Below are 16,667 nucleotides of genomic sequence, written 5' to 3' on the forward strand. Positions count from 1 at the left end.
CCACATGGGGGGTATAGAGCAACTCATAACCAGCATCAAAATGGGCGCCACGCCARAAATCTTCGATCAGCAGGCGCATGCGAGCGCCGCGGGGATGCCAAAAAACAAGGCCAGCCCCAGCTTCATCTTCGATCGAAAAAAGTTCAAGATCCTTGCCAATGCGGCGATGGTCGCGGCGGAGGGCTTCCTGCTTACGCCTTTGGTATTCRGTTAATTGCTCTGGCGTTYTCCAGGCAGTGCCATAGATCCGCTGCAGTTGCGCTTTTGTTTCGTCRCCGCGCCAATAGGCTCCAGCAACACTTTCCAGCTCAAATGCCTTGGCATTTAATTCACCGGTGTGGGCCACATGGGGCCCRGCGCAGAGGTCCCACCAGGTATCRCCAAGGGTGTAGAGCGTTATCGGTTCCTTTAAGCCAGCAAGRATTTCAAGTTTGTAGGGCTCGTTATTGGCAATGATCTTGGCTTCCGCCTCAGCCMTTGTTACCTCAAGGCGCTGCAAAGGYAAACGCCTTGCGATGATTTTGCCCATCTCCTTTTTGATTGCTTTTAAATCCGCTTCACTGAAGGGAACCGGATTATCAAAATCGTAGTAAAAGCCAGTTTCTGTCCAAGGGCCAATCGTTACCTTTGCAGCTGGAAAMAGCTGCTGCACAGCCATGGCCATCACATGGCTCATGGAATGTCGAATTTTTAATAATTCTGGGTCTTCACTGGTTTTGGGCAGGGTGAGGGGAACTTGAACCTCAGTGGTTGATTCCGGCACCTATGCAACTCCTGGCAACCTTGATCTTACGCAAGCAGATCTGGGGGGAYGGGATCAGCTCTAATGGACGCAGCTTGATTTGTTGCCCCGAGCCGTGAGCCCGCTTCCTAGAACAWCGATATTCCGCCAGGCCTTAATGCACAAACTGAGGCGAGTGGATATCTCCTATGCATTTTGGTGCCTGTCACTGCTGGGGGTTTGTGGTGTGCAGCGCTTCTATAACCGYCGGCCGATCAGTGGAATCATCTATTTATTCACCGCCGGCCTCTGTGGCATTGGTCAACTTCTAGATTTATTTTTGATTCCGGGCCTGGTGGATTCTGCCAATGCCCCATTGCTGCTTAAGGAGCAGCACGATCCGATCGAGCATCAATTGCTGCAGYTGGCTCGCCGCAGTGGCCCAGCTGGTTTCAGYATTAATGATGCYGTACTTGCCCTGGAGCCCAGGGGCCAAATCGATACGCTTGCGGTGCGAGCTGAGATAGATAGGCTTTTGCATGCCGATCTWTTGGATGTTTCCAATAACCATTTGGGACGTGTTGTTTACCGGGAACCTTGAAATTTTCAAACAAGTTTGGCTGGTTTCTTGCAGGATTGTTTGCTGGGGCAATCCCTAGTGTTTCGATCTTTCTCCTGGGTTTTCAGCCCGAACAGGCTCGCAAAGCCAGTGGCATGGCAGCACTTTTGGCCCCAAACCTCAAGGGGGCMGAACTTTGCCGCCAAAATTTAGGGATAAAGGAAACTACTAGCCCTGTTGATGCAAGCAATTATGGAATACGCCGACCCTTTGATAAAGCTGGCAGGTGGGTGCCAAATAAACCAAGTTTAATTGTGCTGCATGAAACAGTTCTACCTTTAGCTGAAACACTGCAGCTCTTTGCTACGCCCCATCCGAATGATTTAAATCAGGTTAGTTATCATTTCGTTTTAGCAAGAAACGGCAGCTTATATCGTTTAGTTCCMGATGAATTACGKGCTTTTGGTGCTGGCTGGAGCGCCTGGGGTGATTTCAGCATCCGTCACAACGGCCCTAAAACTGCCTTGGCTGGCGGTTCTATAAATAATGTGGCCTTACATATTAGTTTGGTAAGCCCAAATGATGGCTCYGGTAGCGGCGATGGCCACAGTGGTTATAGCAATCCACAATATGAACARTTAGCTAAGCAGGTTTTAGTTTGGCAGTTGCGTTGGGGTATACCAATGCGCCGAATAACCAGCCATGGAGCCGTTGATCGCAGCCACACTAGAAGTGATCCGCGCAGTTTTCGTTGGCATTTATTTGATAGGGCCTGGCAGCAGGCTGCGAAACGGTGCAAAGTGCCRGCCGATTACGGAATAGATGCGATGGAAARGATTACTAAATAGCTTATTTTAAGTAATTATTAATAAGCTAAAAATCCCATTGCTTCCCGCAGGCCAGAAATAGTTTTAGTTGCAACTTCAGTTGCTTTTTGTCTGCCCTGCTCTAAAATAATATTTAATTCAGTTGCGTCTGCAATTATCGAGTGATAATTATTTTGAACTGGCCTCAGGGCTTCAACCAATGCATCGGCAAGTAGGGGCTTGAATTTCCCCCAACCCATTGATGCACATTCGTCTAACACTGMCTGTTTTTCTAAACCGCTTATCAAAGTGTAGATACCCAATAGATTCGAGGCTTCTGGCCGATCTGGATTGTTGATTTCAAGGCCGATTTGAGGATCGGTTTTAGCTCGTTTTATTTTCTTTATAATTACTTCGGGAGGGTCTAAAAGGTTAATGCGGGAACCTTCATTTGGGTCGCTTTTACTCATTTTGGCTGTGCCATCTGTGAGGCTCATAACGCGGGCACCCTCCTTAATAATTAAAGGCTTCGGTACCTTGAGAATTGGTTGCTCCTCGCTGCCAAATCGACTGTTTACCCGTTGCTGTGCAATATCTCTTGCAAGCTCTAGATGTTGYTTTTGATCTTCTCCAACGGGTACTAAATCTGCATCATATAAAAGAATATCAGCGGCCATTAGAACGGGRTAATCAAGCAGACCAACAGACACATTGTCGCCTTGTTTAATTGCTTTTTCCTTGAACTGAATCATCCGCTCCAGCCAGTTTAACGGCGTGAGGCAATTCAGTAGCCAACATAATTCCGAATGGGCTGCAACTTGGCTCTGAACAAATACCGTTGCTTTGCTTGGGTCTATGCCGCAGGCCAAATAAAGAGCAGCGGTGTTGAGTGTGTCTGCTGCTAAYTTTTTTGGGTCATGGGGAACTGTGATCGCATGAAGGTCTACAACACAAAAAAATGTGTCGTGGCTATTTTGCAAATCTACCCAGTTGCGKATTGCSCCAAGCCAATTGCCTAGATGCAAACTACCGGTAGGTTGAACGCCAGAGAGAACCCTGGGTTTTGTCATTAGCTTTCTACTGTAGTTTCTGATTCAGGCGTACTCTCTTCGCTAGGAGTTTCCTCGCTTATTTCTTCAGCCACAGATTCTTCAACCTCTGGTTCTTCAACTTCAACAACTGGTTTGCTCGGGCGAGCGAAGGGATCTGGCTTTGGTGCTCTTTCTACCCTCTCCTCCCTCTCCCCCCTCTCAGCTCTTACACCCCTGTCCCTGGGTTCTCCCCGCTCGTTTCGCTCCCGTGGCTGCTGTTGTTGGGCTTCCACAAGCTCGGATAGGGCGCCCTGCTCGAGGAGCTGGGCAACCGTGCGCAATGCAAAACCCAATACTGCAACCGTTGAGCGCAGCTGGAAAGCATCTTGAATGGTGCGTGCCGCCCGTAGTTCGTTGTCGCTTAGGCGAATGCGAAAACCACCACCACCACCATCACGGCGATCGCCACCACCTGGGCGCTCACCTCCGTCTCTTCTTTCACCGCCCCGTTGGCCCCTTTCCTGGTCGGGCATGTCGCCGTTACCGCTTGCAGCGAACCAGTTTGACCTATCGCCTGCCCCCTSTTGTTTTTAAAGCCAGTGGCATTGCAAGAGTTGGCGATCGGATCCCCTCGGCAGGATCAGTAGGGGCATGCTCAGATTGCCCTGCTCCACATTGCTGCGGTAGCGCCGCAAAAGGTTTAGGTAGCTATCTAAATTCCATAAATATTTTGGGGTTTCCTGGGCCTCCCAATAGCGCCGCAGGGCCAGGTGGCAGGCTTCGGCCGTGAATTCATCCCAACAGATCCGTTCAGCTAAATCAGGATTGTGGCCTTGATTGCGCAATTCCTGAAAACGCACCAATTCGGGAGCATGGGCGCTGGCATCMACCGGGAGGCGGCAAAGCAATTCAGCAACCTTAAGCACCTCCAATTTCAACCAGCAGCGATCTARCAGGGGCACAGGTAGATCGGCATGCCAGTTTTTGGCCTGTTTGAGATCTTGTTGGCAGTTGTTTAACTGCTTTTGCAGCTGAGGTAGCTCGCTAAATATGGTTTTGATCACTGAAGCAAAGTGCTGAATAAAATTCAAAAAAAGCAATACCAGTTTGGCGCTTGTGGCCTAGAACTGGTAGGTGCAGTGGCAAGTGATGGCCAACTCGGTTTTCCCCATTCCCTTTCGTAACCGCCTGGCCGCTTCCGTATTGATTGGTGGTGGTTTCACCCTTGCGGGCGGAATGGTTGTTGGGGAGTTTATTCACGGATTGGGTACGCCCCTGAGCCTGGCGGCATTTGCTGGCGCTGCTGCATGGCTATTGCAGCGCAGTAAAAAACCAACCGTTGGCCGATTGCCCGAAGGTGTTGATGGTATGCAAAAGCACTGCCARAAATTAATTGAGCAATTTGAAGCCTTGGGTTTTGCCACCGGCCCGATGCAAAGCCGGCTCGATCAGATTTGCTGCCTTGCCCAACGCCCCGACAGACACGTGGTGTTGGCTGGCGCTGAAGCAACTGTTGAACAAAGCAACCAGGTTTTAGCGGCATTTTCGGGATCATCAGCATTGCAAYTGCACCTGGCGCAGCCGCTGCCGAGGGAATCAGTTGAATGGAATTGGCCTGAATCATTACTGCAGGCCGACCATTTGGTTTATGTGCTTTCCGGAGCACCAACCGTGGCAGATCTTCGCTGGCTTGAGGCTYTRCCGCAGGCCATGCCCACTTTGCTCTTGGCTGAGGGGGAGCTTGATTGCCTCAGGCAGTGGAGTTGTGAGTTGGGCKATAGGTGGCCCTTGCTGAGTTGTGATGGYCSATTAAAAGCAGATTTGTTACCGCTCGCCCAGCAAAAACGGCTTACCCAGKTGCGCTGTTTGAGGCAATTGARTCAGGAGTGGCAAGTGCTTTTRGAGGTTGAGCGCCGMAAACGCCTCCAACCCCTTTTGCAACGCAGCCAATGGCTTGTGGCAACGGCGGTATTCGCCTCGCCTCTGCCTTCTGCAGATCTGCTGCTGCTCGCCGTTGTTAATGGCCTTTTGCTTAAGGAAATGGCCGCCCTRTGGCGTTGTGAATGGACAGCGGATCAGTTGCAAACCGCTGCCTTGGAATTGGCGCGCACTGCYATGGGCCTTGGCGCGCTTGAGTGGGGCAGCCAGGCCGTGGCTGGTTTGTTGAAATTGCACGGTGTTAGCTGGTTGGTGGGGGGCGCGATGCARGCCCTAGCTGCSGCCTATTTCACCCGGGTTGTGGCGCGGTCGATGGCTGATTATTTAGCCCTTTCGTTGGGGGTGCCAGAGGMTGAATTAGGCAATTTGAAGCTTGAAATGCCCCTCTTGGTGGCAAAAGCTGTYGCCCAAGAAAAGCTTGATTGGCCCCAATTTGGTCAGCAAGCACGYCAATGGCTMAAGCAGCAGGCGCACCAAATRGCCATCGGGCCCCAAGTTAATCCAACTTAACGAAGTTCTGAAAATATTTTGTGTGAATTGGTTCGGAATCCTTAGTCTTTTTTTATCGCCCCTGTGGGCGAAATCCATTCCTTGTTACCGAACTTATGTCTACCGCCATTCGCAGCGGACGCATTAGCAGTTGGGAAAGCTTCTGCGAGTGGGTCACCAGCACCGATAACCGCATCTACGTGGGTTGGTTTGGGGTGCTGATGATTCCCTGCCTTCTRGCTGCAACTATTTGCTACATCGTGGCTTTTATCGCCGCACCTCCCGTTGACATAGATGGCATTCGCGAACCCGTTGCTGGTTCATTTCTCTATGGAAACAACATTATTTCTGGCGCTGTAATTCCCTCAAGCAACGCCATTGGCCTTCAYTTYTAYCCMATCTGGGAAGCCGCCAGCCTTGATGAGTGGCTCTACAACGGCGGACCCTATCAACTGGTGGTTTTCCACTTCCTGATTGGTATTTCTGCATACATGGGACGCCAGTGGGAACTCTCCTACCGCTTGGGTATGCGCCCTTGGATTTGTGTTGCTTACAGCGCACCCCTGTCGGCTGCTTTTGCAGTTTTTCTGATCTATCCCTTTGGGCAGGGTTCTTTTTCCGATGGCATGCCCCTCGGCATCTCTGGAACCTTCAATTTCATGTTGGTGTTCCAGGCAGAGCACAACATCCTTATGCACCCCTTCCACATGCTCGGCGTAGCCGGTGTGTTTGGTGGCAGCTTGTTCTCTGCGATGCATGGTTCATTGGTTACCTCMAGCTTGGTGCGTGAAACCACCGAAAATGAGAGCCACAACTACGGTTATAAGTTTGGTCAAGAAGAAGAGACCTACAACATCGTGGCTGCCCACGGTTAYTTCGGTCGCTTGATCTTCCAATACGCATCTTTCAACAACAGCCGCAGCCTGCACTTCTTCCTTGCAGCCTGGCCCGTWGTGGGCATCTGGTTCACCAGCCTTGGCGTGAGCACGATGGCCTTCAACCTGAAYGGTTTCAACTTCAACCAGTCGATCTTGGATAGCCAAGGGCGAGTTATCTCCACCTGGGCAGATATGATCAACAGAGCTGGCTTGGGAATGGAGGTTATGCACGAGCGCAACGCCCATAACTTCCCCCTCGATTTGGCGGTTATTGATAGTGCACCTGTGGCACTTATTGCACCGCGGCTTGCTTGATYCGTATCCATCAGCTGGCCCTATCCCTCAACCATTCAGCCGATGATTTATTGGCGGCGGTAGCTCGCCGCCTTAAATTATCAGTGGGGGAATTAGGGCCTCTGATTATTAAAAAACGCAGCATTGATGCCCGTGATAAGCAGGCGATTGAATTGGTTTATAGCGTTGATGTTGAAGTTGCAAGCGAAGCGGCTGTGCTTGGTCGCCTGCGTGGTAATTCCCAATTGGGTGTTGCGCCAGAACCACTAATTAGGCCTTCATTACCAGCTCCTGCAGGGTTTCAAGCAAGGCCAGTGGTTATCGGAGCTGGGCCCTGCGGATATTTTGCAGCCTTGTTTCTTGCCCAACAGGGTTTTAAACCCCTGTTGCTAGAGCGGGGCCGATCGGTTAATAASCGCACCGCTGAYACCTTTGGTTTTTGGAAGGGAAACAGCCCATTTAATCCCCGCTCAAACGCTCAATTTGGTGAAGGTGGAGCAGGCACCTTTTCCGATGGCAAGCTTTATTCAGGTGTAAAAGAAAGTAAAAAACATGGCCGTTGGGTGCTTGAAGAATTTGTGGAAAGTGGTGCTAATCCCGAGATCTTAGTTCTGCAAAAACCCCACATTGGTACCTTTAAGTTGGTGGGTGTGGTTCGCCAGTTGCGGGCTCGAATTGAGGCCCTTGGCGGCGAGGTGAGATTTGAGCAGCAGGTGGTGGGATTTGATTTGGATCCTGGCACTCGCCAGTTGCGTGGCCTGCAACTGAGTAACTCTGAAATAATTCCAACCACTGCAGCTGTGCTTGCMATTGGTCATAGTGCCCGCGACACCTTTGCTCAACTCCACTTGCAGGGTGTGGAAATGGAGGCCAAACCCTTTTCCGTTGGTTTTCGCATAGAACATCCCCAAGAATTAATTGATCGGGCCCGCTGGGGAGATTTTGCTGGCCATCCACTTTTGGGGGCCGCTGATTACAAATTGGTTCACCATGCCAGCAATGGCCGCAGTGTTTATAGCTTTTGCATGTGCCCTGGTGGTTTGGTGGTGGGAGCCACATCGGAGGAGGGCCATGTTGTTACGAACGGCATGAGTCAATACAGCCGCAACGAACGCAATGCAAACAGTGGAATTGTTGTTGGCATTAGCCCCGAGCTTGATTATCCAAACGGTGTATTGGCTGGCGTTGCCTTCCAACGCCAGTTGGAGGCTCGCKCCTATTTATTGGGCGGAAAAAACTACAACGCCCCAGYCCAAAGGTTGGAAGATTTTTTATTAGGGCAGCCCAGCCTTGATTTAGGGCCTTTGCAGCCTTCCTACGCCCCTGGTGTAACACCTGCCGATTTATCTACAGCCCTACCAACTCAATTAATCGAAGCGATCAGAGAAGCCCTGCCTGCATTTGCTAWGCAGATTCCAGGCTTTGATTACGGCGATGCGCTGTTAACTGGCGTTGAAACCCGCACCAGTTCACCCGTGCGGATTAGCAGGGGCGTTAACTTTCAAAGCGTTAACACCCCAGGCCTGTTCCCCGCAGGGGAGGGTGCCGGCTATGCGGGGGGCATCCTCTCCGCTGGCATCGATGGTTTGCGGGTGGGGGAAGCGGTTGCAAAACAGCTTCTGGCCCCAGCTAATGCCCTAATTAATTAACAAGTTTTGGCTCGATTGTATCCAGGTAGCGCTGCTCGCATTCCTTGATAATACGCACKGCTTCGTTGCAGTTGAGGAATTCATTTACTTTGCATGTGCCRGGYTTTTTAAGATCTTTATAGTGCTCCCAGTAATAGGTGGTTTCCTTGAGCCAATGGGCACCTAGTTGTTCATARCTTGTGATGTGATCCATGCGTTTGTCATCAGCTAAAACGCAGATAACTTTGTCGTCTACCTCACCGCCATCATCAAAGGTCATGATGCCAATAATCCGCGCTTCCACCAAGGAGTTAGGCACTAGCGGCTCCGTAACTCCAACGATTTCAACATCTAACGGATCGCCATCTTCATCCCAGGTGCGGGGTATGCAACCGTAGGCAAAAGGATAGGAAAGGGATGAATAACCAACGCGATCCAACTTGAGCTGTCCGGTTTCTGTTATTAATTCGTATTTATTAATCGTCATGGAGTTTAATTCCACAATTACATTCAAGCGCAACTGATCAATATCAGCAAAGGCAGGCAACACATGCAAAAGATTTAGCATCGTGCGGCTGGGAGGGTGGTTGATGTTTGCCATCCATTGGGGCTGCGGTTGCGGGGATCTTACCGATTGGCAGGAACCAGCACTGGTATTCCTATCCTTATTGATCGAATTGAGCCGCCATGGCTAACGACAATTGGCCCTGGTGGCCCCTGCTGCCCCTATACCCCTATGGCCAGCGCAAAACCCTATGYAGGGAGTTGATCCCAGGGCAGATATGGGCCTTGGAGCAGTTGCAGGGTGTTTTTTATGTGGCGGTTCCGATCCGAATGTTTGTTGTAAAGATTGAGGGGGGGCTGCTGCTCTATGGCGCGGTGGCCACCACCAGTGCCTGTGTGGAAWTAATCAGGCAGCTTGAACTTCRGCATGGTGCCGTATGCACGATCGTGCATCCCACCAGTTCTGGGTTGGAGCACAAGGTTGGTGTGCCGCCCCTGGCAAGGTCATTCCCAGGGGCCCAAGTGTGGGTCACCCCAGGTCAATGGAGTTTTCCAATCGCTTTACCCCTGCCTTGGTTGGGATTTCCAAGCCAACGCGTAAAGCAACTTTTTGTTGATGGAACGCCTCACCCTGAACAACTCGATTGGYTTGGCTTGGGGCCYGTACCCCTCGGGCCGGGGCCCTTTTTTGAAGCCTGTTGCCTGCACCAAGCCAGCGGCKCTTTGTTGATTACAGATGGCCTAATTGCCGTTTCCGACCGGAGGCCTGCACTGTTGGATAACAATCCCAAGCCTTTACTTTTCCACGCTCGCGAAAATGGYGAAGAGCCACTGCTAGACACGCCGGAGAAACGCCTTAAGGGTTGGCGTCGTTTAGTTTTATTTGCTTGTTACCTTCGCCCCGCCGCCGTTAGCCAAGTATTTCGCCTGTTCCCATTTCGATGGCAGGAATCTTGGCAGCAAGACTTTGAGCAACTCAGCAAAGGCGGTGCTTTGCAGGTGGCCCCAATCCTTGAGGAACTGGTTTTCCCAAGGCACAGGTCGTTAATGGCTGATTGGTTACTTCGATGTAGTGAATTGCCAATAAAATGGGTGCTGCCCGCCCATTTYGATGCGCCGGTGGCCGTAAACAGCACTACATTTACAAACTTGTATAAGAGTTGGTGCGCAGATTCAACAGATTCAAGTGTATTGAATGCTTCAAACAGGGATTTCTTGCGTAGTTTTAATCGCAAACTTGAAAAGTTAAAACTCGTGCCGCTAGCCTAAAACTTTGGAGCTAAAAATTTGGATCTAAAACTTTGTAGCAAAAACTTTTAAATTAAAATTCAATCTCGCCATCGTCATTTTCACCGCCAACACCAAATACGGAACGCTCTAGTTCCATGCGCTGTTCCATTTGCCTTAGGAAATAACCGGTCATCATTGCCGATGCCAACARGCCGGCAAGATTATCGCGGTTTGTTTGGATTTTCACCTCAAATTGTTCCCCTGGCAGCATGCCAAGCAAACCCTGAACATTGTGTCGGATGATTTCTTGAATATCAGGGCTAGCTGATCTGGCAACCCGTTGCAGCACATCTGGGCTTTGGTCTTGCAGATAACGAATCAAACCATTTCCACTGCTGGGGTCGGATTCGGAAGTTAAAAACTCAGGATTGAACACTCCACCACCGGTTGTAGCCCTGCTTACAACTTACAACAACTACGACCCYTCAGCTTGTTTTGGCCGTGATCGGACCAAACCGAGCTGGGGGCCAATAACGCCAAAGGGCAGTGCCAATCAAGTTCTCCTCTGGTAACGGGCCCCATAGGTGGGAATCAAGGCTTGCATTGCGGTTATCACCTAAAACCCAGAGCTGGCCCTGGGGCACCTCGATCGCTTCCATGCTGTATTCCATGGTTTGATCTAGCCATGGTTCGCTCGCCACAAGGCCATTGCGCCTCAATTGGCCATTGCTCACCTCCAACTGATCGCCGGGAAGCCCCACAACTCTTTTAATCAAGGCTGTTTTGGGGTTGTAACCCGAACGCACTAAAGCCTCTGGCGCCCTGAAAACAACAACATCTCCCCTTTTTGGAGTTAAACGCAGGCSGCTACTGATTTTTTCCACCAATATCCGGTCTTGCAATTCCAGGCTTGGCAGCATTGATCCGGAGGGAATCCAGCGAGGTTCCAACACAGCCCAACGCAACAGCAGGGCTAAGCAAGCAACGATTAGCAAGCTGGGCAATTGCTGCCAAAGCCTGTTTTTATCTGGGGCGATTGGAGTTTTTTCAGCCATAGGGGGGTWGCAGGCAGCACAATCGTTGCTTCTTAATGCATCACTGCTGTGGGCCCTGATGCCATCGACAACCTCCATGCCGCTGATGCCCTATTGGGGGCCTTCATGGAGCTTGGTTTGCGCCGGCTCGTTTTATGCCCCGGTAGCAGGTCTGCACCCCTTGCTCTAGCAGCCCTGCGCCGAGAAAGCCAAGGTTTAAGGCTGTTCACCGCCATTGATGAACGTTCTGCCGCGTTTTTTGGCCTTGGTTTGGCCCGTGCCAATGGTGAACCCGTAGCGGTGGTAACCACCTCAGGCACTGCTGTTGCCCAYCTACTTGCCGCGGCAGTGGAAGCAGATCGCAGCACCCTGCCCCTGCTTTTAATCAGCGCCGACCGTCCGGAACGTCTTAAAAATTGCGGTGCCAACCAAACCGTTAATCAAGAGGCCTTTCTTCAGCCGGTTTGTAGGGCCTTGCTCCAAGGACCCATGGCTGGTTTGCACAAWGCCAGTGCTGATCGGCTTAGGAACCTCGCWGAYTTGGCCTGGCGTTTATGTGTTGGCGTGCCCGCAGGACCGGTGCATCTCAACCTTGCCTTTGAAGAGCCCCTCCATGCCAGCGCCATTACCCCCAGCCCAGAAGCTCCAATTCCCCGCATTACTGCCGTGGAGCTTGAGCCACCTGCGCCCATTGATCCAGCTGTTTTAGATCCCGATAGGCCAGGTTTGATAGTTGTGGGGCCCTGGCGCCGGGGGRCTGGCGCCACCTTTGTGGGCGCCCTGCAACGGTTGGTGCAGCGAACCGCTTGGCCCGTTTTGGTTGATGTGGCCTCTGGTTTAAGGGGACTGCCACTGCCTTTGGTTAGTGGCTACGACTTGCTTTTGGCTGATCCATCGCTTGTGCCGCCGGTAGATCAAGTTTTGAGGTTGGGGCCAATGCCCGCCAGTAGGCGTTTGCAGCAATGGCTGCAAACCCTTGGGCAAATTCCCCAATTTGTAATTACCGAGCAGGAACCACGACGCTTGGATCCCCTTGCCAGTGGGGCGCCCCAGGATTGGGGTGGCTTAGCACGGTGGGTTAATTCCCTGCCCCAGGGAGAAGCAAGCYTTGCAGCTAGGCAAATGCAAGCYCAATGGCTAGAGGCGGAGGAAAAGCTGCAGCGGCATTTGGATCAAAAACTTCCCCTCAAGGGACCCTGCACTGAACCTGCCCTCGCCCGCTGGTGTAATCGTTTACTGCCCCCCGACTGGCCTGTGCTGCTCGCCAATAGCAGCCCAGTGAGGGACTGGGAAAGCTATGGAGCAAGGCTTGAAGCCCARCGCACGGTGGTTAGTTTTCGGGGTGCTTCCGGCATTGATGGCTGCCTTTCCCTTGCCGCCGGCCTGGCGGCTGAATGGGGGCGTTTGGTGCTCGTTTGTGGTGATTTGGCCCTGCTGCACGACAGCAATGGCTGGCTTTGGCGTCAGCARCTCAAAGGTCGTTTGTTGGTGTTGCTAATCGATAACGGGGGCGGTGGCATTTTTGAACAATTGTCAATGCCCAGGGAAAACCTTGATTTTGAACGCCTATTCGCCATGCCCCAATCGGTTGATCCCTTGGCTTTAGCTGCGGCCCATGGGGTGCCTGGCAAAAATTGCAACAGCCTTGAGCAATTACCCGCCGCTCTGGCCTGGATGGTTAGTGATGAACAGGCCARGGAGCCAATGCTGCTGTTGCGCTTACAAACCGATCGGGCTGCCGATGCCCAGCTGAGGCGGCAACTGCGCAGTTCAGGATGGGAGGTGGGCTTAGGAGATTCTTGATGGCCGCTGCAGTTGAACCAACAGAGCCAAAACGGCTTGTGCTGCCGGGTAATTGCCCTTTGGTWTGGCAGTCCCAGGGCAATTATCAAGATGTTTGGCTTGATATCAGCGATGAGGGCATTGCCCGGATTGCAATAAACCGCCCGGAAAAGCGCAATGCCTTTCGACCTCGCACGGTGGTGGAGCTCTACGACGCCTTCTCAAGGGTGMGGGAAAACCCAGCAATTGGCGTGGTGCTTTTCACTGGAGTTGGCCCAGCAGCCGATGGYGGCTATGCGTTTTGCGCTGGCGGCGATCAATCGGTGCGCGGCGATGGCGGTTATCTGGATGAGGAGGGGGTGCCGCGCCTAAATGTGTTGGATTTACAGCGTTTAATCCGCAGCATCCCCAAGGTTGTGATCGCCCTAGTTGCCGGTTATGCCATTGGCGGTGGCCAGGTGTTGCATTTGCTTTGTGATTTGAGCCTGGCGGCAGAAAATGCCCAATTTGGCCAAACAGGGCCAAGGGTTGGCAGTTTTGATGCTGGTTTTGGTTGCAGCCACCTGGCGCGGGTGGTGGGCCAGCGCAAGGCGAGGGAAATCTGGTTTCTTTGCCGTCGGTACAACGCCCATCAGGCMTTAGCAATGGGATTGGTAAATGAAGTTGTGCCCCTGTTTCAACTCCAAAATGAAGGGGTGCTGTGGGCAAGGGAAATCCTTCAGCACAGYCCAACGGCGATTAGGTGTCTTAAAGCAGCCTTCAATGCTGAAACAGATGGGATGGCTGGTTTGCAGGAATTAGCCGGCCAGGCCACCCATCTTTTTTACAAAACGGAGGAGGGAAAGGAAGGCCAGCAGGCCTTTATCGAGAAACGCAACCCTGATTTCAGCCAAGTGCCCTGGCTTTAAATCACAACAATTAGATTAAGACTTGCAAGACGCGTGAGTCTTTGTTGCTAGGGATACCGGTATGCGCCAMAATCCCATGYTCMAATCAGAAGTAGCTCTAGCTGGATTKGTGAGAAATTTTGTTCTGCCAGTTGGCCTGGCAATTGCCCTACCAATGGTGATTGCCAATTCGGCCTTGGCTGAACGCAGGCCAGGGGATGGACAGCTTGCTAGCCGCAGCGAACCGGTAACTGTTTTGGAATTAAGCCGTTCAGCAAAGCGCGTGCGAGTTATCAGAGACAACCAAGAGGTTGCTGCTTTTCCTGTGGCAGTGGGTAAGTCATCAACACCAACTCCCCTTGGTGAGCACACTGTTTTYAGGATGCAAAAGGATCCCGTATGGGTAAGCCCATGGACTGAKCGCAAGGTTTCGCCKAGCCCCCTTGGACCMATCGGCACCCGTTGGATTGGTTTTTGGTATGCCTGCGGTAATCGCACCTCCCTCGACCTCAATCCACCCGCCTATAAGCCTGARGTTTGCAAGGAAATCGGCTTCCATGGCACCGGCAGATTGGCCAGCATTGGCACTGCCGCCAGCAACGGTTGYGTRCGCATGGTTGATCGTGATGCGGTTGCCCTCTACGAACTGGTAAAAGAAGGAACTCGCGTRAGGGTTGTTGATTAAAGGCCTTTTAGCTCTGTTSGTTGGGCTTGCAGGCTGCTTCTTACCCCTCAAAGCAGGACCGCTCGAAGATCCCGACCATCCCCTCAGACCTCTGGATTTGCAGCTCCATGAGTTGCCAGCTGCCTTGGTTAAAAAAATTGGCAGGCATTTGGTGCTGCATCGCAGCCGCCGCCAGCTTTTGCTGCTTGAGCAAGGCAAATTGCTGCAGCGTTATCCGGTGGCCGTGGGTATGAGCGGTTGGGAAACACCAACTGGCACCTATCAAGTGTTGGAAAARAAATTGAATCCAATCTGGTTGCATCCGCAAACAGGTGAGTTGGTGCCAGCTGGCGCGCCAGAAAATCCCTTGGGCAGCAGATGGATTGGTTTTTACCGCGATTGTTTAGGCCGCAGTGGATTTGATGGCGACCGCTTCCTAGATATTGAAGGTTGCACCAGTGCTGGTTTCCATGGCACCCCCCATCGCTGGACCATTGGCCATGCGGTTTCCCATGGCTGTGTTCGCCTATTTGATGAACAGATCCAAGACCTTTACAACAGGGTTCAGCGGGGCACGCCCATAACTGTGTTGCCCTGAACCGGCCCTCCGTAGAGTTGTGCTGCATTAAAAGCCCCATCGCAATGCGCGTTCTCTTCGCCGCAGCCGAATGTGCCCCCATGGTGAAGGTGGGGGGCATGGGAGATGTGGTTGGCTCACTGCCACCAGCTCTTGCAGCACTCGGCCACGATGTGCGGATCATGATGCCGGGCTACGGAAAGCTGTGGTCGCGCTTGCAGGTGAGCAGTGAGCCGATCTGGCGCGCCCAAACCATGGGCACTGAATTTGCCGTATTTGAAACCAAGCACCCCAGCAATGGCCTAACGATTTATTTAATTGGCCATCCCGTGTTCGACGGTGAACGCATTTATGGCGGTGAGGATGAAGATTGGCGCTTTACTTTTTTTGCTAGCGCCACTGCTGAATTTGCCTGGAATTGCTGGAAACCACAGGTGCTGCACTGCCATGATTGGCACACCGGCATGATTCCGGTTTGGATGCATCAAGATCCAGAGATTGCAACGATTTTCACGATCCATAAYCTCAAATATCAAGGGCCCTGGCGTTGGAAATTAGAACGGATGACCTGGTGCCCTTGGTATATGCAAGGCGATCACACCATGGCAGCCGCCTTGCTGTATGCCGAYCGTGTTAATGCTGTTTCTCCCACCTATGCAGAGGAGATACGCACGCCTCAATATGGTGAAAAATTAGATGGGTTACTTAATTTYATAAGTGGTAAGTTGCGYGGCATCCTTAATGGTATAGAYATAAAAGATTGGAACCCCTCAACAGATAAGCGAATTCCTGCAACCTATAGCGTTAATGATTTATCTGGAAAAGCGATTAATAAACAAGCCCTTCAACAAAGGATGGGTTTAGGTGTTAACCCAAATACATTTGTGATTGGCATGGTTAGCAGGTTGGTAGATCAAAAGGGGGTTGATCTACTCCTGCAGGTGGCTGAGCGCCTACTKGCCTATACCGACACTCAAGTGGTGGTATTGGGCACGGGCGATCGCCACTACGAATCTGGCCTYTGGCAAATGGCAAGTTGTCACCCKGGCAGGTTTGCCGCTTTCCTCACCTACGACGACGACCTATCCCGTTTGGTTTATGCCGGWAGTGATGCATTTTTGATGCCATCTCGCTTTGAGCCCTGTGGCATYAGCCAGCTACTGGCCATGCGCTAYGGCACKATTCCGGTGGTGCGACGAGTTGGGGGCTTAGTGGATACTGTTCCCCCCTACGATCCCGCCGAGCAAACTGGAAATGGCTTCTGTTTTGATCGCTATGAAGCGATTGATTTGTATACAGCCCTAGTGCGGGCCTGGGAGGCCTATCGCCATCGCGATAGCTGGCAGCAATTGATGCGCAGGGTTATGTCGTTGGATTTCAGTTGGGAGCGATCAGCCCTCGCCTACGACGCKATGTATAAAGACGTTTGTGGATTGAAAGAACCAACCCCAGAAGCCAGTGCGGTTGCCCAATTTTCAATCCAACAACCCCCTGAGCAACAGGCCGCACAAKYAGCTGCAGAGGCCTTGGATCCAAGCCCATCTCGCCAACCGGAACCGCAGCGACGCTTTAAYCCGCTTGGRTTACTGCGCAGAAATGGTGGKTGATGGCTAGTTCGGAGCCCGATAACCAACCACCCTCTAAA

17 protein-coding genes and 1 pseudogene are annotated in these 16,667 nt (G+C 52.0%); 11 read left to right on the forward strand and 7 right to left on the reverse strand.

Going from position 1 to position 16,667, the window contains the following annotated elements:
* Positions 1-733, reverse strand: a pseudogene (locus C7K08_RS08410) (threonine--tRNA ligase); the annotation flags it as partial.
* Between the two features lie 124 nt (positions 734-857).
* Here C7K08_RS08410 and C7K08_RS08415 point away from each other — a divergent pair.
* Positions 858-1,322 (forward strand): NINE protein, encoded by a 465-nt coding sequence (locus tag C7K08_RS08415; protein WP_241537156.1) that lies wholly within the window; start codon positions 858-860, stop codon positions 1,320-1,322.
* Between the two features lie 113 nt (positions 1,323-1,435).
* Entirely contained in the window at positions 1,436-2,128 is a 693-nt protein-coding gene (locus C7K08_RS08420) for an N-acetylmuramoyl-L-alanine amidase (protein WP_133165195.1), read from the forward strand.
* A gap of 17 nt (positions 2,129-2,145) precedes the next feature.
* Here C7K08_RS08420 and trpS read toward each other — a convergent pair whose 3' ends face one another.
* From trpS to C7K08_RS08435, 3 genes are read right to left on the reverse strand one after another with little or no spacing between them, the layout of a single operon-like run.
* Positions 2,146-3,156 (reverse strand): tryptophan--tRNA ligase, encoded by a 1,011-nt coding sequence (gene trpS, locus C7K08_RS08425; protein ID WP_106500189.1) that lies wholly within the window; start codon positions 3,154-3,156, stop codon positions 2,146-2,148.
* A complete protein-coding gene (locus tag C7K08_RS08430) occupies positions 3,156-3,650 on the reverse strand; it encodes a hypothetical protein (protein WP_106500190.1) in 495 nt (164 codons plus the stop codon). Before C7K08_RS08430 ends, trpS begins: the two co-directional genes overlap by 1 nt.
* 57 nt (positions 3,651-3,707) lie before the next feature.
* The gene (locus tag C7K08_RS08435; RefSeq protein WP_133165196.1) at positions 3,708-4,181 is read right to left on the reverse strand and encodes a hypothetical protein; all 474 of its coding nucleotides are present in this window, start codon (positions 4,179-4,181) and stop codon (positions 3,708-3,710) included.
* Between the two features lie 85 nt (positions 4,182-4,266).
* On the opposite strand from C7K08_RS08435, the gene C7K08_RS08440 reads away from it, so the two are divergent.
* The 3 genes from C7K08_RS08440 (at position 4,267) to C7K08_RS08450 (ending at position 8,365) form a co-directional block, all read left to right on the forward strand.
* A complete protein-coding gene (locus tag C7K08_RS08440) occupies positions 4,267-5,565 on the forward strand; it encodes a YcjF family protein (protein WP_106500192.1) in 1,299 nt (432 codons plus the stop codon).
* Between the two features lie 95 nt (positions 5,566-5,660).
* On the forward strand, positions 5,661-6,737 hold the full coding sequence (gene psbA / locus C7K08_RS08445) for a photosystem II q(b) protein (RefSeq protein WP_106500193.1): 1,077 nt from the start codon (positions 5,661-5,663) through the stop codon (positions 6,735-6,737).
* Positions 6,734-8,365, forward strand: a complete 1,632-nt coding sequence (locus C7K08_RS08450) for an NAD(P)/FAD-dependent oxidoreductase (protein WP_106500194.1) — start codon at positions 6,734-6,736, stop codon at positions 8,363-8,365. The genes psbA and C7K08_RS08450 overlap by 4 nt, the downstream gene beginning before the upstream one ends.
* On the opposite strand, the gene C7K08_RS08455 is transcribed toward C7K08_RS08450, so the two are convergent.
* A complete protein-coding gene (locus tag C7K08_RS08455; RefSeq protein WP_106500195.1) occupies positions 8,358-8,945 on the reverse strand; it encodes an inorganic diphosphatase in 588 nt (195 codons plus the stop codon). The two genes, C7K08_RS08450 and C7K08_RS08455, sit on opposite strands and share 8 nt — an antisense overlap.
* An 86-nt stretch (positions 8,946-9,031) precedes the next feature.
* Between C7K08_RS08455 and C7K08_RS08460 the strand changes: the two genes are divergently transcribed.
* Positions 9,032-10,117, forward strand: a complete 1,086-nt coding sequence (locus tag C7K08_RS08460; protein WP_106500196.1) for a DUF4336 domain-containing protein — start codon at positions 9,032-9,034, stop codon at positions 10,115-10,117.
* 52 nt (positions 10,118-10,169) lie between these two features.
* Here C7K08_RS08460 and C7K08_RS08465 read toward each other — a convergent pair whose 3' ends face one another.
* Positions 10,170-10,514, reverse strand: coding sequence for a DUF760 domain-containing protein (locus C7K08_RS08465; protein ID WP_106500197.1), 345 nt, complete (start codon positions 10,512-10,514; stop codon positions 10,170-10,172).
* 49 nt (positions 10,515-10,563) lie between these two features.
* Positions 10,564-11,133, reverse strand: coding sequence for a signal peptidase I (gene lepB, locus C7K08_RS08470; protein WP_106500218.1), 570 nt, complete (start codon positions 11,131-11,133; stop codon positions 10,564-10,566).
* A gap of 105 nt (positions 11,134-11,238) precedes the next feature.
* Between lepB and menD the strand changes: the two genes are divergently transcribed.
* The 5 genes from menD (at position 11,239) to glgA (ending at position 16,629) form a co-directional block, all read left to right on the forward strand.
* On the forward strand, positions 11,239-12,915 hold the full coding sequence (gene menD, locus C7K08_RS08475; RefSeq protein WP_241537160.1) for a 2-succinyl-5-enolpyruvyl-6-hydroxy-3-cyclohexene-1-carboxylic-acid synthase: 1,677 nt from the start codon (positions 11,239-11,241) through the stop codon (positions 12,913-12,915).
* Entirely contained in the window at positions 12,915-13,802 is an 888-nt protein-coding gene (gene menB, locus C7K08_RS08480) for a 1,4-dihydroxy-2-naphthoyl-CoA synthase (protein WP_106500199.1), read from the forward strand. The genes menD and menB overlap by 1 nt, the downstream gene beginning before the upstream one ends.
* A gap of 154 nt (positions 13,803-13,956) precedes the next feature.
* Positions 13,957-14,466, forward strand: coding sequence for a L,D-transpeptidase (locus C7K08_RS08485; RefSeq protein WP_106500219.1), 510 nt, complete (start codon positions 13,957-13,959; stop codon positions 14,464-14,466).
* 124 nt (positions 14,467-14,590) lie between these two features.
* Positions 14,591-15,043, forward strand: coding sequence for a L,D-transpeptidase (locus C7K08_RS08490; RefSeq protein WP_315856513.1), 453 nt, complete (start codon positions 14,591-14,593; stop codon positions 15,041-15,043).
* Positions 15,044-15,087: 44 nt separating this feature from the next.
* Positions 15,088-16,629, forward strand: coding sequence for a glycogen synthase GlgA (gene glgA, locus C7K08_RS08495; protein ID WP_106500200.1), 1,542 nt, complete (start codon positions 15,088-15,090; stop codon positions 16,627-16,629).
* The last annotated feature ends 38 nt before the right edge of the window (positions 16,630-16,667 follow it).

The organism is Synechococcus lacustris str. Tous (assembly GCF_003011125.1).
Lineage (GTDB): Bacteria > Cyanobacteriota > Cyanobacteriia > PCC-6307 > Cyanobiaceae > Synechococcus_D > Synechococcus_D lacustris.

Excerpts from the sequence above, each read along its gene's own strand:
- C7K08_RS08430 (WP_106500190.1), bottom strand. The coding sequence starts at position 3,650 with ATGCCCGACCAGGAAAGGGGCCAACGGGGCGGTGAAAGAAGAGACGGA.